The sequence below is a fragment of the Parabacteroides sp. AM17-47 genome (genome assembly GCF_003434625.1).
Lineage (GTDB): Bacteria > Bacteroidota > Bacteroidia > Bacteroidales > Tannerellaceae > Parabacteroides > Parabacteroides distasonis.
In genome coordinates this window covers 18,844-42,807 of sequence record NZ_QTLI01000026.1, presented here as the reverse complement: position 1 = coordinate 42,807, position 23,964 = coordinate 18,844, and the positions used below count along the sequence as shown (strand labels likewise).

Here is a 23,964-nt window from a genome sequence, read left to right as displayed (position 1 = left end):
TAATGGGATTGTTTTCTTTCACACAAGAAGTTGCCATAGATTTGGGTACCGCTAATACCATTATCACGTGTAATGATAAGATGGTGGTAGACGAACCTTCGGTGATTGCTTTGGATGCTCGCTCGGACAAGGTGCTGGCTGTCGGTAAGGTGGCCCGTGAGATGTACGAGAAGACGCACCCGAATATTCGTACCGTACGACCGCTTCGTGAGGGAGTTATCGCGGATTTCTACGCTGCCGAGCAAATGATTCGCGGCTTTATCAAGATGGCGAGCGGAAGGAAGCGCTGGTTCGCTCCGTCCTTACGTATGGTGATCGGTATCCCTTCAGGTAGTACGGAGGTAGAGATACGTGCCGTGCGAGACTCTGCCGAGCATGCCGGTGGACGTGATGTGTACATGGTTTTTGAGCCGATGGCTGCCGCTATCGGTGTCGGTATAGATGTCTTGGCCCCCGAGGGTAATATGATCGTGGATATAGGAGGTGGTACTACCGAGATCGCTGTCATATCCTTAGGTGGTATCGTGTCGAATAAATCAATCCGTATGGCGGGTGACGATTTAACGGCTGATATCGTGGAGTATATGCGTCGCCAACACAACGTGAAGGTGAGTGAGCGTATGGCCGAGCGTATCAAGATCAACGTGGGTTCCGCGCTTACTGTATTGGAGGACGCTCCGGAGGATTATGTGGTTCACGGCCCGAATCAGATGACTGCCTTACCGATGGAGGTACCCGTCTCTTATCAGGAGATCGCCCACTGTTTGGATAAGTCTATCTCGAAGATCGAGGCGGCTATCTTGAGTGCCTTGGAGCAAACCCCTCCCGAGTTATATGCCGATATCGTGAAAAACGGTATCTATTTGGCTGGCGGTGGCGCTATGCTTCGCGGTTTGGATAAGCGCTTGCGGGATAAGATGAATATCCAGTTCCATATCGCCGAGGATCCGTTGCATGCCGTGGCGAAAGGTACGGGAGTCGCTTTGAAGAATATTGAGAAGTTTAATTTCTTAATCCGATAAGAGTAAATAATTGGGAATTGAGAATTGAAAGTTGAAAATTAGCGAGCCGATAGGTCTAGTTCTTTTCAATTTTCAATTCTCAACTTTCAGTTTTCAATTCCTATGCGTAAGTTACTAGAGTTCCTGATCGGGAAGAGGCATTGGTTTTTGTTCATTCTGCTTGAGGCTGTTTCGTTGATGTTGGTCTATCGTAATAACGCGTACCAACGGAATATTATATTCAGTTCAGCGAATGTCGTGACAGGATATATCGCCTCGATATCCGGATCTGTTACTTCTTATTTGAATCTTCGGGATATCAATAAGGAGTTATTGGAGCGTAACGGACAGTTGGAATTGCAAATGCTGGATCTGCAAGATCAGTTAGATGCGCTGATTGCGGATACGGTTAGTTTTAAGGGATTCGCGCCGGATTCGACGGAGCAATTTCCTTATTCGTTTGTCGTGGCGGATGTAGTGAACAACAGTGTCACGCATTTGTCTAATTATATTACCGTGGATAAAGGGAAGCTGGACGGGATCATGCCCGATATGGGAGTTGTCTCGGAACGAGGTGTGGTGGGTATCGTATCGACGGTTTCCGATCATTTCTCCGTGATCATTCCGTTGCTGAATCCTAAGTTCCGGTTGAGTTGTAAGGTATTAGGTAGTAGTTATTTCGGGTCATTAAGCTGGAATGGACGCAATACGCTGTACGCCAACCTCGATGAGTTGCCGCGCCATGTGGAGTTCCAGAAAGGCGATACGATCGTGACGAGCGGTTACTCCGCCGTATTCCCCTCGGGTATTATCGTAGGTACGGTCGCTGATTTCGAGAAACAACACGATGATAATTTCTATTCATTACAGGTAGAGTTGGCTACGGATTTTCAAGCGTTGAACAACGTGCGTATTATCAAGAATTTCCGTCAGACGGAGCAAATTGGTGTAGAACAAGAGGCGAAAAGAAATGATTAATAATTTACTGCGTGGTTTCATATATTTCGTGGTGTTTGTGTTGATTCAGGTCTTGATCTTGAACAACATTCATTTCTTGCGGATCGCTACCCCGTTTCTGTATCTCTATTTCATTATTAAGATGCCGGTCGGTAGCTCACGGACGCAAGTCGTTTTCTTCTCTTTCATAGCCGGGGTGGTTATCGATACGTTCAGCAACACACCGGGTATGCATGCGGCCGCCTGTACATTGGCGGGATTTTGCAGGGAGCCCTTAATCCGTGTATTCATGGGGAAAGATTTGCCGGAAGGTATTTACCCGTCTTATAAGACCTTTGGTTTCGGAGGCTTTTTCCGATATGTGTTATCGTTTGTGTTGATACAACATACGACTCTTTTTGTGATTGAGTCGTTGACTTTATTTGACCCGTTGTTTCTGGTTGTCCGTATCCTCTCGAGCGTGGTGATGACAACCTTATTGATTTGTACGGTAGAAGCATTCAATATAGAGTCTCAGAAAAGTGGAGAATAATACCAAGTATGAGTTTGAGAACAGGCGCTATGTCTTAGGTGGGGCGGTGATCCTGTTGGTTATCATCTTTATTATCCGTTTGTTCATCCTTCAGGTGGTCGACAACGATTATAAAGCTTGGGCGGATAGTAACGCTTTCTTGAAAAAAACCTTATATCCTTCCCGGGGTATGATGTACGATCGTAATGGTAAATTATTGGTCTATAACCAGCCCGCTTACGACGTGATGCTTATCATGCGTGAGATACAGCCTTTCGATACCCTCGATTTCTGTGATGTGCTGGGCATCACGAAAGAGCAATTCCTCAAACGTATAGCGGATATTAAGAACCGGCGGTTAAATCCCGGTTATTCTTCCTATGTCCCTCAAGTATTTATGAACCAGCTTTCCGCACAAGAATATGGCGTGTTGCAGGAGAAGTTATACAAATTTCCCGGCTTCTATATCCAGAATCGCACGATCCGCCAATACGAGTATCCCAATGCCGCTCTTGTGCTGGGAAATATCGGCGAGGTAAACCGGAAAGATATAGAGAATGACGCTTATTATACACAAGGCGATTACTCCGGCAGGACCGGGATCGAGCAATCGTACGAGGAATATTTGCGGGGCGTGAAAGGAGTCGAGATCCTGTTGCGTGACGCTCACGGACGTATCAAGGGGCGATACGAGGAAGGCATGCACGATATCCAGCCTGAATCCGGCAAGAACTTGAAATTATCCTTGGATATGGACTTGCAGGCTTATGGGGAGAAGTTAATGCAGAATAAATTAGGGGGTATCGTGATGATAGAGCCGGAGACAGGGGAGGTACTTTGTATGGTTTCCGCTCCTACATATGATCCGAGTATCTTGATCGGGCGCCAGCGGGGAAAGAACTACGTGGCTTTGCAGAAGGACCCGTTGAAACCTTTATTCAACCGCCCGCTCATGGCGCAATATCCTCCCGGATCTACATTTAAACCGACTCAAGGTTTGATCTTCTTGCAAGAAGGGGTGATTACTCCGGAAACTCAATATACCTGTGCGCATGGATATACCTTCCGGGGAGGTAAGCCGGCTTGTCACGGGCATCCGTCTCCTCTGAATCTGGTCGGGGCGTTGGCGACCTCTTGTAACTCTTTTTTCCCTTGGGGACTGCATGATATGATCGACAGCCGGAAGCGATATCCGTCGGTACAGGAGGCTTTTGAGGTTTGGAAGAATTATATGGTTTCTATGGGGTATGGCTATAAGCTGGGAATCGATCTTCCGGGGGAGAAGCGAGGGTTCATTCCGAATAGTAAGTTCTACGATAAGGTGTACCGGGGACGTTGGAATTCCAGTACGGTTATCTCGATCGCTATCGGTCAGGGTGAGATATTGGCTACGCCTTTGCAAATCTGTAATTTGGCGGCTACTGTCGCTAATCGGGGATATTATATTACTCCGCATGTCGTGAAAGAGATTCAAGACACTCCGCTGGATACATTATATAGTAAGAGGCATTATACATCGGTGGATACGCATTATTATAGTTATATTGCCGAGGGTATGCGAGGGGCTGTTACGGGAACCGCTTATGGTGGAACCTGTCGTGGGGCGGCTTTACCGGATATCGAGGTTTGTGGAAAGACGGGAACGTCGGAGAACCCGCATGGTAAGGACCATTCTATTTTTATGGGATTCGCTCCTTATCAAAAGCCGAAGGTCGCCATTGCCGTGTTTGTGGAAAACGCCGGATTCGGTGCTACCTATGCGGTGCCTATCGGTAAATTGATGTTGGAGAAATATTTGAAAGGAGAAATATCCGAGGCTAACAAGGCGACGGAGGAATATATTATGAATGCCGTAATACTACCGAACAATGCGCTATAGGAAAACGGAAATATGGAAGTCGGTAGACTGGATTACCATTTTGTTGTATTTGATTATGGTAATCGCCGGTTGGTTTAGTATTTGTGGGGCGAGCTACGAGTTTGATAACGTTGGCTTGTTCGATCCGTCGGGTCGTCCGGGGATGCAGATGATTTGGATCGGTACCTCACTCGCCCTTATTTTCGTCATATTGATGCTGGAAAGTGACTTCTTCGATATATTCGCCTATCTGATCTATGCGTGCGTGATCGTATTGTTGATCGCCACTATATTTTTAGCACCTAATATCAAGGGATCGCATTCTTGGCTCGTATTGGGACCTATCCGTTTGCAACCAGCGGAGTTGGCTAAGTTCGCTACCGCTTTGGCCGTGGCGAAGTTTATGAATGGCTATGGCTTTAAGCTAACGACGGTCAAGAATTTCTCAATCACTTTGTTCTTGATCTTCTTGCCGATGGTTTGTATTCTTTTACAGAAAGAGACGGGGTCGGCATTGGTTTACTTGGCATTCTTCCTGATGTTATACCGGGAAGGAATGACTGGATATATTTTGTTGATAGGAGTTTGTGCGGTCGTCTTTTTCGTTACGGGAATGAAATATTCAGAGGTGATGGTGGGTATTACCCCATTGGGTGAATTAATCGTCTCTTGCCTTGTCTTATTAATAACCATGGGATTAGTTGGGAGTGTCCGTAAGGATTATATAAGCGTTAAGATCATGCTTGGGGGAATTGCTTCGACATTCTTGATCGGGTATGTCGTTTCTTTGTTTGTCCCGGTAAACTTCACTTGGATATCGATAGGCTTGGTAGGAGCTGCGTCAATCTATTTATTCTATTTATCCATTCGAAACTGGGTATGGCATTATGCGTTAATCGCTCTGTTCGCTTTAGGTTCTATCGGTTTCCTATTTTCTGTGGATTATGTGTTTAATGACATATTGGAACCTCACCAACAAATTCGTATTAAAGTCTCTTTAGGCTTGGAGGATGATCCTAGCGGGGCGGGGTATAATGTGAATCAATCCAAGATCGCTATCGGTTCCGGAGGATTATCCGGAAAAGGATTCTTGAATGGGACGCAGACCAAATTGAAGTATGTGCCGGAACAGGATACGGATTTTATCTTTTGTACGGTAGGCGAGGAGCAAGGCTTTTTGGGAGCCTCTGCCGTATTGATCGTATTCGGACTTTTTATTCTTCGTCTGATTGTATTGGCGGAGCGGCAAGATAATGCTTTCGGGCGAGTCTATGGCTATAGCGTAGCCTCCATATTCTTTTTCCATCTGGCGATTAATGTCGGCATGGTGACGGGATTGACTCCGGTTATCGGCATTCCCTTGCCTTTCTTTAGCTATGGAGGTTCCTCGCTTTGGGGATTTACGATCTTATTGTTTATTTTTCTTCGTTTGGACGCTTCTCGGAAGGAGCGTTAGTGGAAGAAGGTAAGACCCGTAAGCCGATTTCCTGAATGCCCGGAAGTTGGTCGTTACGCATCCCCTGCCGGAAGCTAAAGGTATATTGCCCTTTAACGGGGAAATAGTAAGCAGACCGTATCGGGAAACTGGATTGAAACAGGGAGATCCCGTCCCCATACCATTTCCCAAACTCATCAGCTAACATACATTCAATCGTATCCCTTTTTAAAGGACCTATCGGAAGTTCCTCGCTGCAAAATACCCATAGGTTCTGATACGGATACATATTATTGTTCCGTACTTCCAAGGTTAGGTCGTACGGAACCGATATATCCTCAATCAAGAAAGTGAAATAGTACTCCTTATTCTTCTCCCACGAGGTGTTCTGGATAGCTTGATACTGATCGTATACAGCTTCATTCTCGCAAGAGAAGCATAAGAAGCATGTTACACAGGCGGCAATGAACTTTTTAAGCCTCAGGCTTTGTCTCTGGCCTATTCTCCGTTTTATCAGGTCTGGCCTGTTTGATCGGTTGCTGAGGTTTGTCATTATTCGCAGGCTTGTCATTGTTGGATTGCTTATCGTTATTAGCTCTCGGCCTTTGTTTCGGGCGATTGTTTCGGTTGTTCTCCCTGTTATTATCACGGTTGTTCTCCCGACTGTTTTCCCGGCTATTATCTTTGTTATTCTCCCGGTTATTCTCTCTGTCCCGGTTATTCTCACGATTGCTATTCCTATTATTTCCTCCGTTGCGGCGATTATTGCCACCGGCTCCGTTTCCTCCGTTGTTCTTATTCTCAGAAACAGGTGCGTCGGTGTTGGTAACTGCCGTCGCGGTGGTGTTAGCTCCGTTCCCGTTTCCATTGTTCTCGCCATTATTCTTGTTGGCAGGACGTTTTTTCTTTTTCTTTTTAACAGAGTCGAAACGTGTGACGCTTTCTTGCCCAAGAATATCTTGAGCGTCTCGTTTCGGTGGTTGTGGCTTCGTATCCGCCTCTAGAGATATCGGCTTCATGCCTTTCTTATTCATGTTAATGACATCGAAAGCACGGCTTGCCGGAATCGTGATAAGATTAGCCGCAAATGATTTATCCGTAGAATAGGTAATTTCCCGTTTGAAAATATCCGTCTTGAAATGATAGTAATTATTATCTTTGGTCTCCAAGACAATCTCCCGGGAGGGAAGGCGTTTCTGGGCTTCCACATATGTATCTACCTCATAGTTGATACAACATTTCAATTTAGCGCATTGTCCGGCCAATTTCTGGGGATTCATGGAAATATCTTGATAACGGGCAGCTCCGGTAGCGACCGATACAAAACTTGTCATCCAACTGGAACAGCAAAGTTCTCTACCGCAAGGGCCGATACCACCGATACGTCCGGCTTCTTGACGAGCACCGATCTGCTTCATCTCGATACGAACACGAAAAGCCTCCGCTAGCACTTTAATTAGTTGACGGAAATCTACACGTTCATCCGCTATATAATAAAAGATCGCCTTATTACCGTCACCTTGATACTCTACATCACCGATTTTCATATTCAATCCTAAATCGGCTGCGATTTGCCGCGAGCGAATCATAGTGGCATGTTCCTTTGCTTTCGCTTCCTCATATTTCTCGATATCGGTCGGTTTTGCCTTTCGGTAAATCCGTTTTGGCTCAGCTTCCGTGCGCACGTTGTTCTTCTTCATTTGCAGCAGAACCAATTTACCCGTTAAAGAAACCGTACCGATATCATGACCGGGACTTGCCTCTACGGCTACTATATCACCTTTTTCCAAAGGTATTTTAGCACTATTCAAGTAATACCCTTTGCGGGTATTTTTAAATTGAACCTCTACGAAATCAGTCGAGCCTTCCGCGTCGGGTACATCGCACAACCAATCATAGGTATTCAGTTTATTGTTTTGCCTTTTGCTGCAACCTTTGCAGCCCATATGGCTACTTCCTTTATCTAATATGAAATCCATTTATTTTTAATTTGTAAGAGGGCCATCGACATAACCGCCCAATTTATCTAAATATGCAAAAATAGTGATTTATTCCCATTCAAAATCATAGTTATGATTTTTTCAGTTATAAAAAAAGACCCGAAGATAGGTGTTATACCTAACCTTCGGGCCTTTTCTTATATATTTACACGATTAGTCTACCAACCCATGGCTCTTGAATACCTTGTGGATTGTCTCCAAAGCGTAATCTAGTTGCTCTTTCGTGTGGGTAGCCATAAGGGAGAAGCGGATCAGTGTATCCTCGGAAGCAACTGCGGGAGCTACTACCGGGTTTACGAAGATTCCGGCCTCAAATAATTCTTTTACGATAAGGAATGTCAAGTCGTTGTCACGGATAAACAACGGGATGATCGGGGTAGAAGTATGTCCGATCTCACAACCCATGTTACGGAAACCATCCAATGCGTAATGAGTCAAATCCCATAAATGTTGGATACGTTCCGGTTCGCTTAACATGATATCTAATGCCGCGTTCGCTGCGGCAGTAGCGGCAGGCGTATTGCTTGCGCTAAAGATATAGGAACGGGAGTGGTGACGTAAGTAATTGATAACCGGTTCGTCCGATGCGATAAAACCACCGATAGAAGCGAAAGACTTACTGAAAGTTCCCATGATCAAATCAACATCGTTCGTAACGCCGAAGTGATTACAAGTACCGCGGCCATGATCACCGAATACACCGATACCATGAGCCTCGTCAACCATTACACTTGCGTTATATTTCTTTGCGAGAGCTACGATTTCCGGTAATTTAGCGACATCACCTTCCATGCTGAAGACACCGTCGATAACGATAAGTTTCACCTTGTCTGGCTCGCATTTCTGGAGTTGTTTCTCCAAGGAGTCCATATCGTTATGCTTGAATTTCAATTTCGTGGAGAAAGAAAGACGATGTCCTTCGATAATGGATGCATGATCCAACTCATCCCAAAGGATATAGTCCTCACGTCCGGTGATACAGGATACAACACCTAGATTAACTTGGAAACCTGTAGAGTATACGATGGCGTCTTCTTTACCAACAAATTCTGCTAAACGTTTTTCCAACTGGAGGTGTAAGTCCAACGTTCCGTTTAAGAAACGTGAGCCGGCACAACCTGTACCATACTTTTTAATGGCCTCGATCGCTGCTTCTTTTACTTTAGGATGATTGGTTAATCCTAAGTACGCATTAGAACCAAACATCAAGACTTTCTTCCCGCTGATTAGAACTTCCGTGTCCTGATCGCTCTGGATTTCCCTGAAGTAAGGATAGATTCCCATTGCCATGGCTCTTTGAGGAGCGTCGTACTTTGCTAGTTTCTCTTGTAAAAGTTTCATATTATTATAAAAGAGAATGATTTATCTCGCTATTTATTTATTCTAATAAAGAACACAGGTTCGCCGCGTACATAATCCCATGTTTCGGCAAATCCAGCCGCAAAAGTAGTAAAAAAATAACTTATAGTAGTCGAAATGCTTTAAAAGTTTTATAAAAGCATTATTTTTGTCCTCTCAAATAAAAAAGAAGAAGTGAGGATGAGCGAACGGGATATAAAAGTACAAGCTATCATAAACCCTATATCAGGTGTAGGGTCGAAGCGCAAGATACCTAAGATGATCGAAGGGATCTGCTCGAAAAAGAACTGTTCGTTAAACATTTCTTTTACAGAGTATGCAGGCCATGCCAGCGAGTTGACTCGGCAAGCCATAGAGGAAGGAGCTGAATATATTTTGGCGGTAGGCGGTGACGGGACGGTGAATGAGATAGCGAGAGCTATGATCCATTCGAACGCGATCTTAGGTATTATCCCGAAAGGTTCGGGCAATGGCTTAGCTAGAGAATTGCACATACCGATGGACGTGAAAAGGGCTATCGATCTGATCGCTAAAGGGCATGTTACGACGATAGATTGCTGCCGGGCGAACGGACAGGTCTTTTTCTGTACCTGTGGAGTCGGTTTTGATGCCGCCGTCAGCCAGAAATTCGCAAATGAGAAACGGCGCGGGTCTCTTACTTATATAAAGAATACGATAGAGGAGTATCTGAGCTATAAGCCTGAGCCTTATGAATTGGTGGTAGATAATCAGACGATCAAGGAGAAGGCGTTTCTAGTCGCTTGCGCGAATGCTTCGCAATATGGTAATAATGCGTTTATCGCTCCGCACGCAAATATACAGGACGGACGGATGGACGTTACGATCTTATCCCCTTTTATGCCATTGGATATCGCTCCTTTGGCCATTCAATTGTTTACCAAACAGATTGATCGGAATAGTAAGATTAAGACGATGAAAGCCCAGCAAGTCACGATTATTCGCCAACATCCGGGCGTGATGCACTTGGATGGAGAACCGATCATGGCAGATCGCCGTATCGATATTACGGTGGAACCGAAGGCCTTACATGTGCTGACTCCGGAGGTTGTGTCTTTCACCAAGGAGGTACATAATTTATTTGACGAGGTAACTCGCTTCTTCGATAAAAAACTTCCTTACATTTTCAAGTAAAAGTCTTTAGCTATAGCGGTGAATTCATCGCTATATCGATGCCGCTCGATTTCTAGGGTCAGATGAGACGACTTGGGTTTTGCTACCGGCGTCGCTGAGAGTTCTATTAATAAACGCTTAGGAGGGGCGTCCGGTATGGGGGAAACGTGGGCTTCTCTCGATGGCGACAAAGACTCTTCTCGAGCGAGGTCTATTAAAGACTCCCGTTGATCGAAGGGAAGCACCAAGGCGATATTTCCTTCGGCTGCCAACAGTTTGCGGCTATCACGCAATAAATCCGGGAGTGATAGAGTATCCGTATGCCGGGCTAGATTACGTTTAGTATCCGGGCATTTCAATGAATCAATAAAATAGGGTGGGTTGGATACGATCAAGTCATATTTGATATTCTCATCCGGCATATATTCGGAGAGCGAGGTTTGATAGACTTGTATCCGGTTGGCGAAAGGCGATTTCGCGATGTTTTCCCGAGCTTGTAAACATGCGTCTGAATCTATATCGATAGCGTCTAGGATCGCGGTGCTACGCTGCGCCAGCATGAGGGCGATCAATCCCGTTCCGGTTCCCACATCCAAAATCCTCTGACATCTCTCTATGCTAGCCCACGCCCCAAGCAAAACGCCATCCGTTCCGACTTTCATGGCACATTTATCGTGCCATACCGTAAATTTCTTGAATTGAAAATAAGGATTTGCCATATCTCTATCGATTGTATGCCGCGAAATTAGTAAGAATTGAATGAAAAGCTGTAACTTTGGCACGTTTATTGTATTAACATATACAATGATGAATGTATATATGAAAGAAAAGACGAGAGTATTTTGCCAGAATTCGTTTGATGACTTGGATGACAATATTGGTATCGTAATGCCAATTCTTACAGAATGCGATGTAGATGAGGATTTCACGGAAGGAATAGAGAAAGTTGGAGACACTATACCCATTCTTCCGTTAAGGAATATGGTACTCTTTCCGGGTGTTGCCATGCCGGTGATTATCGGGCGTCCTAAATCGATGCGCCTGATCAAAGAGGCTGTACATAAAAAGAGTTTGATCGGAGTTGTTTGCCAGAAAGAGATGGATACGGAAGATCCGGTTTTAGAGGATTTATATACTACCGGGGTAATCGCTGACATCGTTCGTGTCTTAGAGATGCCGGATGGTAGCACTACTGTTATTCTTCAAGGTAAGAAACGCTTTGAATTGAATGAGTTGACCGAGACAGATCCGTATCTCTCCGGTAAGATCACCGTGTTGGAGGACACGAAGCCGGACAAGACAGACCGCGAGTTCGAGGCTTTGATCTCAACGATCAAGGATTTGACCATCAAGATGCTTGGGGCTGTGGCTGAACCTCCCCGGGATTTGATCTTCTCGATCAAGAATAATAAGAATGTCTTGTATGTGGTCAATTTCTCTTGTAGCAATATACCGAGTGGATCGGCCGAGAAACAGCAATTGTTATTGATCGGGGACTTAAAAGAGCGTGCGTATCGGTTACTTTTTATCTTGAACCGCGAGTATCAGCTGGTGGAGTTGAAAGCTTCCATCCAGATGAAGACACATGAGGATATCAATCAACAACAAAAAGAATATTTCCTTCAACAGCAAATCAAGACCATTCAAGAGGAATTGGGCGGGAATATCAATGAGTTGGAGATAAAAGAATTACGGGAGAAAGCCAGTCGTAAGAAATGGCCTGCCGAGGTAGCGCAGGTCTTTGAGAAGGAATTGCGAAAATTGGAACGATTGCATCCGCAATCTCCGGATTATTCCGTACAGACGCAATATGTCCAGAATATCGTTAACTTGCCGTGGAACGAGTATAGTAAGGACAATTTCAACTTGTCTCATGCCCAGAAGGTCTTAGATCGTGATCATTATGGTTTGGAGAAGGTGAAAGAGCGTATTATCGAGCATCTGGCCGTATTGAAACTGAAAGGGGATATGAAATCTCCGATTATCTGTTTGTACGGTCCTCCGGGAGTCGGCAAGACTTCATTGGGGCGTTCCATCGCAGAGGCTTTGCGCCGCAAATATGTACGTGTTTCTTTAGGTGGATTGCATGATGAGGCAGAGATTCGCGGACATCGTCGTACCTATATCGGCGCTATGTGCGGACGTATCATCCAGAATATACAGAAGGCGGGAACATCGAACCCTGTCTTTATCTTAGATGAGATCGATAAGATCACGAATGATTTCAAGGGGGATCCGGCATCCGCTTTATTGGAGGTCTTGGACCCGGAGCAGAATAATGCGTTTCACGATAATTATCTGGATATCGATTACGATTTAAGCAAGGTAATGTTTATCGCTACCGCTAACAATTTGAATACGATTTCCCAGCCGTTGCTGGATCGTATGGAACTGATCGAGGTGAGCGGTTATATCATGGAGGAGAAGGTAGAGATCGCAGCGAAGCATCTCGTGCCTAAGCAGATGGATGTACACGGCTTGAAGAAAGGTTCCGTGAAATTCCCCAAGAAAACCTTACAAGTGATCGTTGAAGCCTATACACGCGAGAGCGGTGTCCGGGAATTGGATAAGAAAATCGCCAAAATCATGCGTAAGCTAGCCCGTAAGGTCGCTAGCGATGAGCCTATCCCGACTAGTATTAAGCCGGAGGATTTGTATGAATATCTAGGGGCGGTCGAATATTCCCGCGATAAATATCAAGGGAATGACTATGCCGGCGTGGTTACGGGATTAGCTTGGACGGCTGTTGGTGGTGAAATTCTTTTCGTGGAGTCGAGCTTAAGTAAAGGTAAGGGATCAAAGCTTACTTTGACCGGGAATCTGGGAGATGTGATGAAAGAGTCTGCCATGTTGGCACTTGAGTATATCCATGCGCATGCGGCTCAGTTTAATATCAACGAGGAGTTGTTCGAGAACTGGAATGTGCATGTCCACGTACCGGAGGGGGCGATCCCGAAAGACGGACCGAGTGCCGGAATAACGATGGTGACTTCTCTTGTCTCCGCCTTTACTCAGCGTAAGGTGAAAAAGAACTTGGCTATGACGGGCGAGATTACGCTGCGTGGCAAAGTGCTTCCCGTAGGTGGTATCAAGGAGAAGATCTTGGCGGCTAAACGTGCCGGGATTAAGGAATTGATTCTTTGCAAGGAGAATGAGAAGGATATCAATGAGATCAAACCGGAGTATTTGAAAGGCTTGGTGTTCCATTATGTGAGTGATATTCAACAGGTGGTAGATCTTGCGTTGCTGAGAGAAAAGGTGGATAATCCCTTGTTCTGATAACGACTTTTTAGGCATATATAGGTGTGGGCTTATACGTATATACGTGTAGGCCCATATTAGTATCGGCGTAAGCCTATACGTATATACGTGTGGGCCTACGCCGATATAGATGTTTTTAAGGGAAGCGTATACTTCTATTTAGAGCATTTCCGTAGGAATTCCAAGCTGTTGCGTATCTCTTGGATATCAGATTTGAAATCATCGTACTCAATGGAGATAAGCCCGTTGAAATGCTGACGCTTCAGCTCGTTGACGAACGCTTTTACCGGTAAGATCCCGGTTCCCCATGTGGCGTCTTCCATCTTGTCGGTGAGGTCTTTCAAATGCGCCACCTTGATGCGTCCGGATAACTTCTGGAGATTTTTGAGCGGATCTTCACCCACCCGTTTCCAATGGCCGATATCGGCGCATACTCCCATCAAGGGAGAACGGCCTTTCAGCACTTTCTCTACCACCTCGGCACTTGCGTAAATGCATGGACTCGGATGGTTATGAATCGCTACCTCCATATCGTACTTCTTGGCGAGGGATTCGATGTAGTCCAACTGGTTTAACTCCGGTTCGACAGTCACGATATGCGCGCCTATTTTATGAGCGAACGCGAAGAACTTATCCCATTCCTCGTTAGTCCCATAAGAGGCTACACCAAAGGCGATCGGCTTGATTCCCCTTTTCTTGAACTCATGGCGTAATAAAGCGCAGTCATCATCGCTTAAGTCGTAATTCAGATAGGTCTCTTTTGGGAACGGAGCGCCCAATTCTTGGAAAAAGAAAGCCTCCGCATACCCCATGCCCAGTTGTTGGGTCTTATCCAAGGTCTCCATCAACGTAAGATTGTGGAAAGTCCAAGTCTGTATACCCACCTTCCAGTCCGCTTTTTGCGCCGCCAGCTGTACGGCCTGCCCAAGGAGCATGACCGTACATAGTGCTAATATAATATATCGTTTCATACTTATACCGGCATTTCCGGAAGACTCCAGCCTTCACGATAGGTATGTCTGATATATTCGTTGGCAGCCTCTAGCGCATTGAACTCCGCGTATTTCGTATCGAAATAGGGGTGACCGTCTATCACCTTGAAATCATCGCTGGTTACGATCTTCAATACGTCGGAAGAGGATATGTTGGTGAAACGCATGTTTTGGGCGTCCCACATCAATTTCTTGTTCAAGCCTTGCAGACGGATCGCTAATACACCCAATAGCACCATCTCGTTGAATGGTCCGGAATAAGCGAAGTTGGAAGTTCCTTCCACACGGTTCTCCGGCGATTCTTTACAAGCACGGATCCAGTCTTGCTCATGGAAACCGTCAAAGTATCCGGTAGCGTTCGGGATACGGCGCAAATAGGGGGTTACTTGAGGTACACGGCCGGATAATAACCGGGAGTTGAAACCTCCGCAATCGCAGATCAACGTGTCTTTAGTACCTACGAAGATACATCCACCCAAACCGTCACGCATCATATCTACACCATCCGGTAATAAGTCCGGACGCTGAGGAAGCATACCGCCATCGTACCAATATACTTTCACCTCCGGTAAGGCTACCTTTGGAAGATTGTCACGAGCCGGGAAGCGGAATTCTACCACCTCCGATTGAGGAGCGGATTCCGTATTGATCTGGGTAGAACGGCCTTGTACACGATCCGGATAACCTAACTTCAAGGATTGGTAAACCGGATCGAGCACGTGGCAAGCCATATCTCCGAAAGCTCCGGTTCCGAAATCCCACCATCCACGCCAGTTCCAAGGGGTGTAGATCTCATGGAACGGACGCATGGCGGCCGGGCCGATAAATAAGTCCCAATTCATCGTCTTCGGACAACGTTGTTTTTCGGTTGGGCGCTGTAATCCTTGCGGCCAGATCGGACGGTTGGTCCATGCGTGTACTTCTTTTACTTCACCGATCTCTCCGTTCCAGATCCATTCGCATAATTGACGGACACCATCGCCGGAGTTCCCTTGGTTACCCATCTGGGTCGCTACCTTATATTTAGCGGCGAGTTTTGTCAATAAACGGCTCTCGTAAACGGAGTGGGTAAGCGGCTTTTGGCAATATACGTGTTTACCCATTGTCAAGGCCGTGGCCGCGATCGTGGCATGAGTATGGTCCGGAGTAGCTACCATGACACCGTCGATCTGGTCGCCCAACTCATCGAACATCTTCCGCCAGTCCCAATAACGTTTAGCGTCCGGGAATTCCTCGAAGCAGTTCTTCGCGTATTTCCAGTCGATATCGCAAAGCCCGATGATGTTCTCGGTTTTCATGCCGACCAAGTTCGGGTGGCCTTTACCACCGATACCGATACCGACAATATTCATCGTATCACTTGGTGCCTTATGGCCTAATCCTGCGATCGTTTTAGAGGGGACGATTGTTAGACCAGCTGCCGCTACGGCTGCTTTTTTCAGAAAATCTCTTCTTGATTCCATGTTGTATAATTTGTTTTTTTTAGTAGTTACTGTTAGAAATTGAAACAGGAGGTTACCATTCTATGATCCGAAGGGTAAGGGGAGACTACCACGTCCGAGGTGGTCTCGCTTTCGCCTGTGATAAATGAGTCTGTTACCTTACATCCGGAATATAGTACGAAATCCAGACGGTCTAGTATTTCTTGTTCGCTAGGAACGGGAGTCCATGTATAGCCGGGTGTGGAGACCTCGTCCGGATGGATTGTCCGGTAGGAGTCGTTCATCCCGATCTCAGAGAAAGCCTTGGTTGCCGGCCACTCCACCTTGATCTTGTGGATACCGGCATCGGCGGCCCGTTGTGTCCAGTCCAAGAAAGAAGGCTCATTAAAATCTCCTGTTAAAAAGACAGGATAACCTTCTTTCATGACTTGCTGTATATCTTTTTGATAACGAGTTACTTCTTCACGTCGGGCCTCGTTGGCGAACCGGATAGCTTCCTCCTCGGTATCGATAAACGGATAATCGCCATAAGGAATCCCATTCAATTGATAAGGCTGATACGGGATATAATATAGATGGCAATTAAACATCCAGCAGAATTTGTCTTTGCCTACCTGTATCTTCACCCCGTAGCGGGAAGCCGTACTGTCGACGACCGGATAACGAGATAAGATATAATGTCCCTCCCCTTGGTTGAAAAGGTGGAAACCTAGGGATTCCGCGATTTCCGGCACATGATCGTGCTTGATGCCGTCTTCTTCATAGATATGCCCTTCTTGGATTCCTACGATATCCGTCTGGCTAGCCTCGATCACTTTCGCTGTCTGGCTAGGGGGAAGCTTTCCCCCTAGGGTATTCAACCAAATATTGAAACTACTGACTTTTACCGTTGCCGGCTTGTCGCTACATGCGCTCAATGCACAACAAAGTATGGCTACGCAGCATAAAATTTCACTTATCTTCCTCATGTTTCTCTGGTATTTACAGGAACAAATATATTAAATGTCCCGTTCTTTTCACTACTAAGACTTCTTAATTTATTTTACCATCGGCCAAGGAAACTTCGATACAAGCTGGATGCGTTGACCTGTAGCTTGTGATTTTCGGGCGGCCTCGATAATCTCTAATACGTGTAACGCATGCTCGACATTTATACGTGGTTCCGTGTTTAATGCCATGTGTTTGCTGATATCGGAAGCACCTTCTTGCCAAACATAGCCATTGGTGTCCGGAACGAAACGCTGGGGTACCGGATGATCCATCGTCGATAAGTCCACCCCGTTCGGTGCCCAGTCGTAACCTACCATATGCATATTGCCGTGTGAACCGTATAAGGAGATCGTCGCTTTCTCCTGTCCTTTACCTAAATGTCCGTATGGATCGAAATAGTTGAAACCACACTCGATATGAGAAAGGACTCCCTTTTCGTGTTCCATGATAATCATGGCATTATCTTCTTCTCGAACTTTGATCTTGCCCTTATCGTCTACGGTTCTCTCCGGGGTTACGATTGTAGTCATGGCAACAACGGATTTAGCCGGTCCCAATAATCCGGTTAGGGTAGCGATATTATAAACTCCTAAGTCGGGCATACTGCCACCTAGCGGTTCGTAGAAGAAAGCGGACCAAGAAGGACCTTCATGTCCGTAATGTCCGTGCGCGCATGCCAGATTACCTAGGGTTCCTTTATTGATTTGTTCGGCCATAAAGGCAAATTGAGGACTGTTTACAACGGCAGGCGCACCCCAGATACGAAGCCCCTTGCTAGTAGCGAGATCGTATAATTCTTTGCCTTCCTTATAGGAATTCGCCAAAGGTTTCTCGCTCCAGACATTTCTTCCTGCCATCAAAGCCTTACGGTTCAACTCTCCGTGAACCTGCATATCGGTCAATGTAAGCATCAAGTCGAACTTGGAACCACTAAGCATATCATCGATATGCTTGTACCATTTAGGTATATTATATTGCTTGGCAGCCTTTTGAGCACGATCCGGTTTGATATCGCAACAAGCCACGATTTCTACATACGGGCATTTCGATATATGGGGAAAATATTGGGTAGATACACTTCCGCAACCGATAACGGCTACTTTCACCTTTTTACCTTCCGATTCGAATTTCTCCGCATAGGCGGAAAGGGGTGATAGTAGTGACGCGAGACTTGCCGCGGCCGATACTTTAAAGAATTCTTTTCTATTCATGGCATTGATTTCTTAATACAATTAGTCTAAATCCTTAATCTTTACATTCTTGAAATATACTTTACTTCCATGGTCCTGAAAACAAAGTTTACCGGTGGTAGAGATACCGTAATCGGGGAAAGCTTCCCATTTACCGCTATAACGACGCATCTTCCAATCTTCGGACCCTTCTTGGAAAGAGAATAGTTTTTCTCCGTTCAGCCAGTGCTCAACATATCCATCCTTGTAAAGTACCATAGAGGAGTTCCATTCTCCCGGAGGGTTCACCTGTTTGGTTTCCGGTACATACATAGCGTAGTTGCAACCCGTTTTCTGCCAGTCTTCCAATCCCTCTTTTCCGGTCTCGCTGACCCAAGGATAGTTATCGTCATCGATCAACTGGTATTCCGGGCCGGTTTCAAAAGGAGCTTTGTATTTAGGTCCTTCTTGTACGTGATATAAGAATCCGGAGTTTCCTTGCGCTCCGATTTTCCAGTCCCATTTGATCTGGAAGTTATGGTAATTCTTAACGGTAACGATATCGGTACTTACCTTGATCGTAGTATCCGCTATCACGTCACCACCGTTTCCGTAGCCGACGATCACCCCGTCTTCTACCTGCCATCCCTTGACATCACCCCCGTTGAACATTTTCCAACCGGTAAAATCCTTGCCATTGAATAACAAGGTATAGCCTTCCGCTTTTTCTTCCTCAGTCAATACATTATCTTTTACTTCCGTGGATGAGGAACGACTTCCACATGCAACCATACACATCCCGTAAATGGTTACTAGAAAAATAGATACGATCTTTTTCATCTGTTAGAATATTTAGTTTGATTATCTCCTTATGATAACGCCATTTGATATGGTTTATTTGTTCATTGGCAAAAATACTGCACATAAAGGATTTGGATAATAGAGTATCTAGCTAAAAAAAATGGATTATCTTTGCGTTATTCAGTAACCATCTAAAAGTTTTGGTTTATGGCGAAAATAAAGCATGGTTTTTCCGGTCAGCGGTTGATTGTCTATCCTTTCTACATTATAGAACAAGCGTTGAACAACCCGTTGGTCGCAGACTTGGTCGTACACTCTATGGGGTATTTTCCGAAGGCGGAAAACCATTATATTGATCGTGCGTCCGGTTGTGGAGAGTATCTTTTAATTTATTGCACCAAAGGAGAGGGCTGGTACGTGTTGGATGGAAAACGATATGTCGTACCCGAGAATCATTTTTTCATCCTCCCGGCAGAGAAGCCCCATCAATATGGTTCGAGCGAGCATGATCCTTGGTATATTTATTGGGCACATTTTAAAGGGAAAAAGGCGAAGTATATCAGCGATCAACTGCAAGGGGTGATCCCGATCGACATGGATGATAATTCCCGTATCGGCGATCGTATCGCTTTTTTTGATGAACTATTGAATGTGTTGGAGAGTGGGACGGATGAGGCTACGGTTAATTACGTCAATTTAAGTTTCAATCATTTGATCGCCTCTTTCCTCTATGTGAAGACGTATAGGGAGGCTAAATTCTCCAAAAGCAAGGCGGAGAATACGTTCTTTATTAGTTTGGCGACCCACTTCATGACGGAGAATCTGGAAAATAAATTGACATTAAAGGAATTGGCCTCTCATTTCGGCTATTCGGAATCTTATATGTACAGGCTTTTCTTCAAGGAAACCGGCTATGCGCCGATGAATTATTTCTTACATATGAAAATAGACCGGGCTTGCCAGCTATTATTACATACGAATATGAAGATCAATCAAGTCGCCTTGAAACTGGGCTTTGACGATCCCTACTATTTCAGCCGTATCTTTAAGAAGATAGTAGGGACATCACCCAAGGATTACCGGCACTCGTTACCGAAGTGAGATATTTACGATGAACCTAAACGGGAATTTAGGGCTGCCCTAAACGAGGGCTTAGGGATACCCTAAACGGGAGCTTAGGGCTGGCGGTATTTATTCCGGTCGGCTTCCGTTATTTCCCGGATTACACGGCAGGGATTGCCGGCAGCTATAACATTGGCCGGAATATCTTTGGTTACGACGCTTCCTCCGGCGATTACCGTGTTATCGCCAATGGTCACCCCGGGAAGGATACAGGCTTGCGCACCGATCCATACGTTATCGCCGATAGTCACGGGAAAAGCGTATTCCAAACCCTCATTACGTTGCTTTACGTCAAAAGGGTGGCCGGCGGTATAGATGCCTACGTTCGGGGCGATGAATGCGTTATTGCCGATACGAACTTTCGCTCCATCCAAGATAACGAGATTCACGTTGGCGAAGAAATTATCCCCAATCTCGATATTATAGCCATAATCGCATTGGAAAGGGGATAGGATAACGGTGTTCTTCCCTTTCTTGCCTAGAAAAGAGGTTAGAATCCGATCTTTTTCTTCCTCTTGGTCGGGGGGCAATTGGTTGTATTTGAAAAGGACGCATTTCGCTCTTTTCATCTCATCTTGAAGCTCACTATCATGATTCGCATTGTATAATAGACCTTCCGCCGCTTTCTCTTTTTCTGTTTTCATATGTCTCTTACTAAGATTTATAAAACGATGATTTGCGCGAAGATACTATTTTATTGGGAGGAGTTTATCCTCCGATTCGTATTTCCAAACCCATTTTTTCCCCCATCTCCTTAAAGGGGAACAGCTCTTCTTTGGCTAGCATTTGCTCGCAGGGATAAGGATAGGTGAGACCTAATTGCTCGTATTTATCTTTTCCCAATGTATGGTAGGGAAGCAGGTGTACGCATTTGATACGATTCTCTTTCGCCAGCATGAATATTTCCCGGAGTGTATTCTCATTGAAATTGAAACCGGGAATTACCGGTACACGGATCGTTACTTTATTAGCGCTCTTACTGGATATATACCGTAAATTCGTGAGGATCGTATCCAAGTTCGCTCCAGTTTCTTTCTGAAGTAAATCCTTGTCCGTATGTTTGATATCGAACAAGAACAAATCGATAAGCGGAAGCGCTTGCTTTATCTTATCAAGATTCACTTGCCCGCAAGTCTCCACGGAGGTATGCAGTTTCTCGTTCTTGCATTGGATCAGCAAATCCATCAATCCCTCGAATTGCGTGAAAGCTTCGCCACCGGAAAACGTAACCCCTCCACCGGAATTCAGGTAATAATCCCGGTCACGCAAAAGGATTTCCATGATCTCGGATGAGGTAATAGATTCACCGACAAACTTAATGGCGTTCTGCGGGCATATACGCTCGCAAGCCTTGCAGGCTACACAGGCCTGACGATTAAACACCGGAAAATGGTCTTGGATGGAGATATTGCCCCGTGGACAAATCGCCTCGCAACGTCCGCATCCGATACATTTATTCTTGATATGGAGCAAATGCGGTTTCCTTTTCTGGGATTCCGGATTGGAGCACCATGAACAATGTAGGGGACAACCTTGAAGGAAAACGACGGTCCGGATGCCCGGGCCGTCGTGAACGGCGAACCGTTCGATCTCCATGATTGATAACCTATTCTCGCTAACCTTATATTTATTTATCATACAATACCCTGCTTAAAAGTTCCTGTTGAATATTGGGAGATAAATCGACGAATACCGCGGAGAACCCGCTTACCCGGACGATTAGGTCCGGGTAATTTTCCGGGTGCTCTACCGCGTCTTCTAAAACTCCCTTATCTACTACAGTCACCATCAAATGGCAACCCCCTTTCGCAAAATAAGTCTTGAACAGGCTCTTGATGACAGCCCTGTTCTCGTTGAACATGGAAGGAGAAAACTTAATGTTTTGTACCGAGCCTCCATGATACTTGGCGTCGAACTTCGCCAAGGAATTCAGCATGGCCGTGGGGCCGCTTTTATTCGCTCCCCCTTGCGGATTATTGGCAGGATTCATATACATGCACGATAATCGTCCGTCGGGTGAGGCGGCGGTCCGGTTTCCCCATTCCGTGTTTAATTGGTTATTGCTGATAACGATCAAGAAGTATTGCATACCGATGGCGATACCGCGATCGCGTACGCCTTTCGCTACGAACTCGTACAAATCGTTGGCCATCGTATCGGCAGTCTCAAGGTCGTTACCATATTTATCACAGTTTAGGCAATCTTTTCGTAAAGCCTCATAGCCGTTAAAATTAGCTAGCATGGCATCATTTAATTGCCGTAACGTGTATTTTTTTTGATTGAATACCAGATCCCGGATTACCCACAGGGAATCGGAAGTGTTGATATTGCCATACGTCTCGTTTGTCCCGCCTAGATAACGTACGCCTCCGTCCAAAAGCGCTTTTCCCCGTGCGATGCAATCATCGGTCAATAGGCTGGAAAACAAGAAACTTACGTGCTGGTTCATCACCTCATACGAATGGTATTGGGCTTTGACAGACAGATCCAGATAATAATCGAGTAAAGCCTTGTAACCGTCATAGAATTCCTCGAATGTCTGATACTCCTCTAATTTCTTTAGAGGTACCGGCCCGGATTTACGTTTACCGTCAATCGGGTCGATACCATCATTCATATAAATCGTAAGTAGTTTTAGTAAATTGATGCAGATGTTGGGCGTACCCGTACTTTGTCCTTGTATCACGAACTCGGTACACCCGAAAGGCACGTATTGTTCCGCTGCTTTCTCGTCTACACGCATTCCGTACATGACGGCCGGAACGTTTACGTCGTCATTGTAAAGGGTCGGGTAAGTAGCTCCCGCACCCAAAGCGTCCAACGCTTCGTCCCAGATTTCCTCGGAGGTCTCTTTATCGAAGCGCAAGGTGAATTGCGGCTCTACATATCTGCAATTTTTCGCTACTTTCATGGCGATATGCAGGAATACGTCGGCCTCTTTCGGGTGTTTGCGCCCTTTACCGCCTACGATGATACGTCCGTTTACGGTGGTACGGCGATTCTCAATCATGGTCCAAAGCGAGTGGATATATCGGTATGCCTCTTCGTCGGTCAATCGCCCGGACTTGAGATCGGCTACTAAATAAGGGCCTAGATAATCATCCAGACGACCGTAGTTTATAACACCAGCCAACAAAGCGAATAACCAGAATAACTGCATCGCTTCATGGAACGTACCGGGTTTCTTCTCCTTGATGTTCTCTAGGGCTTGGCAGATACGCTCTAATTCTTTTTGCCTTTTCTCGTCGGCTGAAGCCATTTGATCTCTAGCGTCTTGCTGGAGATGAGAAGCACAATCTACAAAAATATCCAGACATTGGATGCCTGCTTTGTAAAAGTTATTATCGGGTTGCTCTTTGAGTTTCTCCTGTAAATCAGAGCGAAGGCCACCGATGCCCTTATCCAATAGTTTCGGGTAATCCAGCATCATTCCGGATAGACGTGCGGTAGCGATCATCGGGTATTCGCAGTCGATGAACATACCCAATGTATCCTCGGTGAGGACCTCCTTGTTGAATTGGGTCTTTAAATCGTGATCCAACCAATAATCATATAACGCATCCACCCGTTTTCGTTCAGTTTCATCCAGTTGTTGCTGGAAGGCACGGAGTTTCTTGAATACGCAATAATGCCCGACACCCCCTAAGGAAGTTACGCATCCGAACCCGATCGGTAGGAAGTCCGTACGTCCGGCGATCAAGTCTTGATTCGTGATCTTGCGAAATAGCGTGGGGTATAAAACTTTCAGGCATTCCACTTCACGTATCTCTTTGGGTAGGGCGGCACAGGCTTTATGGACTGCCGTATACCGCTCCATGATCTCCAGTTGTACGATCAGAGGTTTCTCGCAAGGTAATTTCTTGCTGATCTCTACGTTTTGCGCCCCTTCTACATTGAAATTTGCCATATGATTATTGTTGTTAATATTGTGTAGA

Annotated in this window: 20 protein-coding genes; 8 read left to right on the top strand and 12 right to left on the bottom strand. The window is 45.6% G+C overall.

All coding sequences use genetic code 11. From position 1 onward, the window contains the following. The first annotated feature begins 2 nt into the window (after positions 1-2). From DW205_RS18835 to rodA, 5 genes are all read left to right on the top strand, one after another. Positions 3-1,022, top strand: a complete 1,020-nt coding sequence (locus DW205_RS18835) for a rod shape-determining protein (RefSeq protein ID WP_005854830.1) — start codon at positions 3-5, stop codon at positions 1,020-1,022. A 102-nt stretch (positions 1,023-1,124) separates the two neighbouring features. Continuing rightward, positions 1,125-1,979 carry a rod shape-determining protein MreC gene (mreC, locus tag DW205_RS18830; protein WP_005864901.1) on the top strand — a complete coding sequence of 285 codons (855 nt, stop codon included), beginning with the start codon at positions 1,125-1,127 and terminating at the stop codon, positions 1,977-1,979. Beyond that, positions 1,972-2,490, top strand: coding sequence for a rod shape-determining protein MreD (mreD, locus tag DW205_RS18825; RefSeq protein WP_005864903.1), 519 nt, complete (start codon positions 1,972-1,974; stop codon positions 2,488-2,490). The genes mreC and mreD overlap by 8 nt, the downstream gene beginning before the upstream one ends. After that, on the top strand, positions 2,480-4,348 hold the full coding sequence (mrdA, locus tag DW205_RS18820) for a penicillin-binding protein 2 (protein ID WP_005864905.1): 1,869 nt from the start codon (positions 2,480-2,482) through the stop codon (positions 4,346-4,348). The genes mreD and mrdA overlap by 11 nt, the downstream gene beginning before the upstream one ends. After that, on the top strand, positions 4,338-5,783 hold the full coding sequence (gene rodA, locus DW205_RS18815; RefSeq protein ID WP_005864906.1) for a rod shape-determining protein RodA: 1,446 nt from the start codon (positions 4,338-4,340) through the stop codon (positions 5,781-5,783). Before mrdA ends, rodA begins: the two co-directional genes overlap by 11 nt. Here rodA and DW205_RS18810 read toward each other — a convergent pair. The 3 genes from DW205_RS18810 to DW205_RS18800 form a co-directional block, all read right to left on the bottom strand. Further along, complete coding sequence (locus DW205_RS18810) at positions 5,743-6,315, bottom strand: gliding motility lipoprotein GldH (RefSeq protein WP_029257204.1); 573 nt, start codon at positions 6,313-6,315, stop codon at positions 5,743-5,745. The genes rodA and DW205_RS18810 overlap by 41 nt on opposite strands. Continuing rightward, complete coding sequence (locus DW205_RS18805; RefSeq protein ID WP_008778157.1) at positions 6,236-7,741, bottom strand: regulatory iron-sulfur-containing complex subunit RicT; 1,506 nt, start codon at positions 7,739-7,741, stop codon at positions 6,236-6,238. The genes DW205_RS18810 and DW205_RS18805 overlap by 80 nt, the downstream gene beginning before the upstream one ends. 174 nt (positions 7,742-7,915) lie before the next feature. Further along, positions 7,916-9,103 carry an aminotransferase class I/II-fold pyridoxal phosphate-dependent enzyme gene (locus DW205_RS18800; protein WP_005854840.1) on the bottom strand — a complete coding sequence of 396 codons (1,188 nt, stop codon included), beginning with the start codon at positions 9,101-9,103 and terminating at the stop codon, positions 7,916-7,918. 198 nt (positions 9,104-9,301) lie between these two features. Here DW205_RS18800 and DW205_RS18795 point away from each other — a divergent pair, with 198 nt between their 5' ends. Beyond that, positions 9,302-10,273 carry a diacylglycerol kinase family protein gene (locus tag DW205_RS18795; RefSeq protein ID WP_005854843.1) on the top strand — a complete coding sequence of 324 codons (972 nt, stop codon included), beginning with the start codon at positions 9,302-9,304 and terminating at the stop codon, positions 10,271-10,273. Here the strand turns inward: DW205_RS18795 and DW205_RS18790 are convergent. Then, the gene (locus DW205_RS18790) at positions 10,258-10,971 is read right to left on the bottom strand and encodes a tRNA1(Val) (adenine(37)-N6)-methyltransferase (RefSeq protein ID WP_034530446.1); all 714 of its coding nucleotides are present in this window, start codon (positions 10,969-10,971) and stop codon (positions 10,258-10,260) included. The genes DW205_RS18795 and DW205_RS18790 overlap by 16 nt on opposite strands. 88 nt (positions 10,972-11,059) lie before the next feature. Here DW205_RS18790 and lon point away from each other — a divergent pair, with 88 nt between their 5' ends. After that, complete coding sequence (gene lon, locus DW205_RS18785; protein ID WP_005864912.1) at positions 11,060-13,531, top strand: endopeptidase La; 2,472 nt, start codon at positions 11,060-11,062, stop codon at positions 13,529-13,531. A gap of 137 nt (positions 13,532-13,668) precedes the next feature. Here the strand turns inward: lon and DW205_RS18780 are convergent, their stop codons facing one another. From DW205_RS18780 to DW205_RS18760, 5 genes are all read right to left on the bottom strand, one after another. Continuing rightward, positions 13,669-14,484, bottom strand: a complete 816-nt coding sequence (locus tag DW205_RS18780) for a sugar phosphate isomerase/epimerase (protein ID WP_008778156.1) — start codon at positions 14,482-14,484, stop codon at positions 13,669-13,671. A 2-nt stretch (positions 14,485-14,486) separates the two neighbouring features. Beyond that, entirely contained in the window at positions 14,487-15,968 is a 1,482-nt protein-coding gene (locus tag DW205_RS18775; RefSeq protein ID WP_005864916.1) for a Gfo/Idh/MocA family oxidoreductase, read from the bottom strand. Between the two features lie 32 nt (positions 15,969-16,000). Then, positions 16,001-16,915, bottom strand: a complete 915-nt coding sequence (locus DW205_RS18770) for an endonuclease/exonuclease/phosphatase family protein (RefSeq protein ID WP_005864918.1) — start codon at positions 16,913-16,915, stop codon at positions 16,001-16,003. 69 nt (positions 16,916-16,984) lie between these two features. Continuing rightward, positions 16,985-18,148: a Gfo/Idh/MocA family protein gene (locus DW205_RS18765; RefSeq protein WP_005854857.1), complete on the bottom strand. Its 1,164-nt coding sequence runs from the start codon at positions 18,146-18,148 to the stop codon at positions 16,985-16,987. Positions 18,149-18,169: 21 nt separating this feature from the next. Next, on the bottom strand, positions 18,170-18,946 hold the full coding sequence (locus DW205_RS18760; RefSeq protein WP_005854859.1) for a DUF1080 domain-containing protein: 777 nt from the start codon (positions 18,944-18,946) through the stop codon (positions 18,170-18,172). A 168-nt stretch (positions 18,947-19,114) separates the two neighbouring features. Here DW205_RS18760 and DW205_RS18755 point away from each other — a divergent pair, with 168 nt between their 5' ends. Continuing rightward, positions 19,115-20,008 carry an AraC family transcriptional regulator gene (locus DW205_RS18755; protein WP_005864921.1) on the top strand — a complete coding sequence of 298 codons (894 nt, stop codon included), beginning with the start codon at positions 19,115-19,117 and terminating at the stop codon, positions 20,006-20,008. Positions 20,009-20,082: 74 nt separating this feature from the next. Here DW205_RS18755 and DW205_RS18750 read toward each other — a convergent pair whose 3' ends face one another. From DW205_RS18750 to DW205_RS18740, 3 genes are all read right to left on the bottom strand, one after another. Further along, positions 20,083-20,673: a sugar O-acetyltransferase gene (locus DW205_RS18750; RefSeq protein ID WP_005854862.1), complete on the bottom strand. Its 591-nt coding sequence runs from the start codon at positions 20,671-20,673 to the stop codon at positions 20,083-20,085. 64 nt (positions 20,674-20,737) lie between these two features. After that, a complete protein-coding gene (locus tag DW205_RS18745) occupies positions 20,738-21,667 on the bottom strand; it encodes a glycyl-radical enzyme activating protein (RefSeq protein WP_005864923.1) in 930 nt (309 codons plus the stop codon). Next, entirely contained in the window at positions 21,657-23,936 is a 2,280-nt protein-coding gene (locus DW205_RS18740; RefSeq protein WP_005864925.1) for a pyruvate formate lyase family protein, read from the bottom strand. The genes DW205_RS18745 and DW205_RS18740 overlap by 11 nt, the downstream gene beginning before the upstream one ends. Between the last annotated feature and the right edge of the window lie 28 nt (positions 23,937-23,964).

What these genes read in the sequence shown, in the direction of transcription:
- DW205_RS18780 (WP_008778156.1), bottom strand. Translation starts at nt 14,484, where the DNA reads ATGAAACGATATATTATATTAGCACTATGTACGGTCATGCTCCTTGGG.
- lon (WP_005864912.1), top strand. Translation starts at nt 11,060, where the DNA reads ATGAATGTATATATGAAAGAAAAGACGAGAGTATTTTGCCAGAATTCG.
- DW205_RS18765 (WP_005854857.1), bottom strand. Translation starts at nt 18,148, where the DNA reads ATGAATAGAAAAGAATTCTTTAAAGTATCGGCCGCGGCAAGTCTCGCG.
- DW205_RS18745 (WP_005864923.1), bottom strand. Translation starts at nt 21,667, where the DNA reads ATGATAAATAAATATAAGGTTAGCGAGAATAGGTTATCAATCATGGAG.
- DW205_RS18795 (WP_005854843.1), top strand. Translation starts at nt 9,302, where the DNA reads ATGAGCGAACGGGATATAAAAGTACAAGCTATCATAAACCCTATATCA.
- DW205_RS18810 (WP_029257204.1), bottom strand. Translation starts at nt 6,315, where the DNA reads ATGACAAACCTCAGCAACCGATCAAACAGGCCAGACCTGATAAAACGG.
- DW205_RS18770 (WP_005864918.1), bottom strand. Translation starts at nt 16,915, where the DNA reads ATGAGGAAGATAAGTGAAATTTTATGCTGCGTAGCCATACTTTGTTGT.
- DW205_RS18775 (WP_005864916.1), bottom strand. Translation starts at nt 15,968, where the DNA reads ATGGAATCAAGAAGAGATTTTCTGAAAAAAGCAGCCGTAGCGGCAGCT.
- DW205_RS18835 (WP_005854830.1), top strand. Translation starts at nt 3, where the DNA reads ATGGGATTGTTTTCTTTCACACAAGAAGTTGCCATAGATTTGGGTACC.
- DW205_RS18790 (WP_034530446.1), bottom strand. Translation starts at nt 10,971, where the DNA reads ATGGCAAATCCTTATTTTCAATTCAAGAAATTTACGGTATGGCACGAT.
- DW205_RS18750 (WP_005854862.1), bottom strand. Translation starts at nt 20,673, where the DNA reads ATGAAAACAGAAAAAGAGAAAGCGGCGGAAGGTCTATTATACAATGCG.
- DW205_RS18805 (WP_008778157.1), bottom strand. Translation starts at nt 7,741, where the DNA reads ATGGATTTCATATTAGATAAAGGAAGTAGCCATATGGGCTGCAAAGGT.
- mreD (WP_005864903.1), top strand. Translation starts at nt 1,972, where the DNA reads ATGATTAATAATTTACTGCGTGGTTTCATATATTTCGTGGTGTTTGTG.
- rodA (WP_005864906.1), top strand. Translation starts at nt 4,338, where the DNA reads ATGCGCTATAGGAAAACGGAAATATGGAAGTCGGTAGACTGGATTACC.
- mreC (WP_005864901.1), top strand. Translation starts at nt 1,125, where the DNA reads ATGCGTAAGTTACTAGAGTTCCTGATCGGGAAGAGGCATTGGTTTTTG.
- DW205_RS18800 (WP_005854840.1), bottom strand. Translation starts at nt 9,103, where the DNA reads ATGAAACTTTTACAAGAGAAACTAGCAAAGTACGACGCTCCTCAAAGA.
- DW205_RS18755 (WP_005864921.1), top strand. Translation starts at nt 19,115, where the DNA reads ATGGCGAAAATAAAGCATGGTTTTTCCGGTCAGCGGTTGATTGTCTAT.
- DW205_RS18760 (WP_005854859.1), bottom strand. Translation starts at nt 18,946, where the DNA reads ATGAAAAAGATCGTATCTATTTTTCTAGTAACCATTTACGGGATGTGT.
- DW205_RS18740 (WP_005864925.1), bottom strand. Translation starts at nt 23,936, where the DNA reads ATGGCAAATTTCAATGTAGAAGGGGCGCAAAACGTAGAGATCAGCAAG.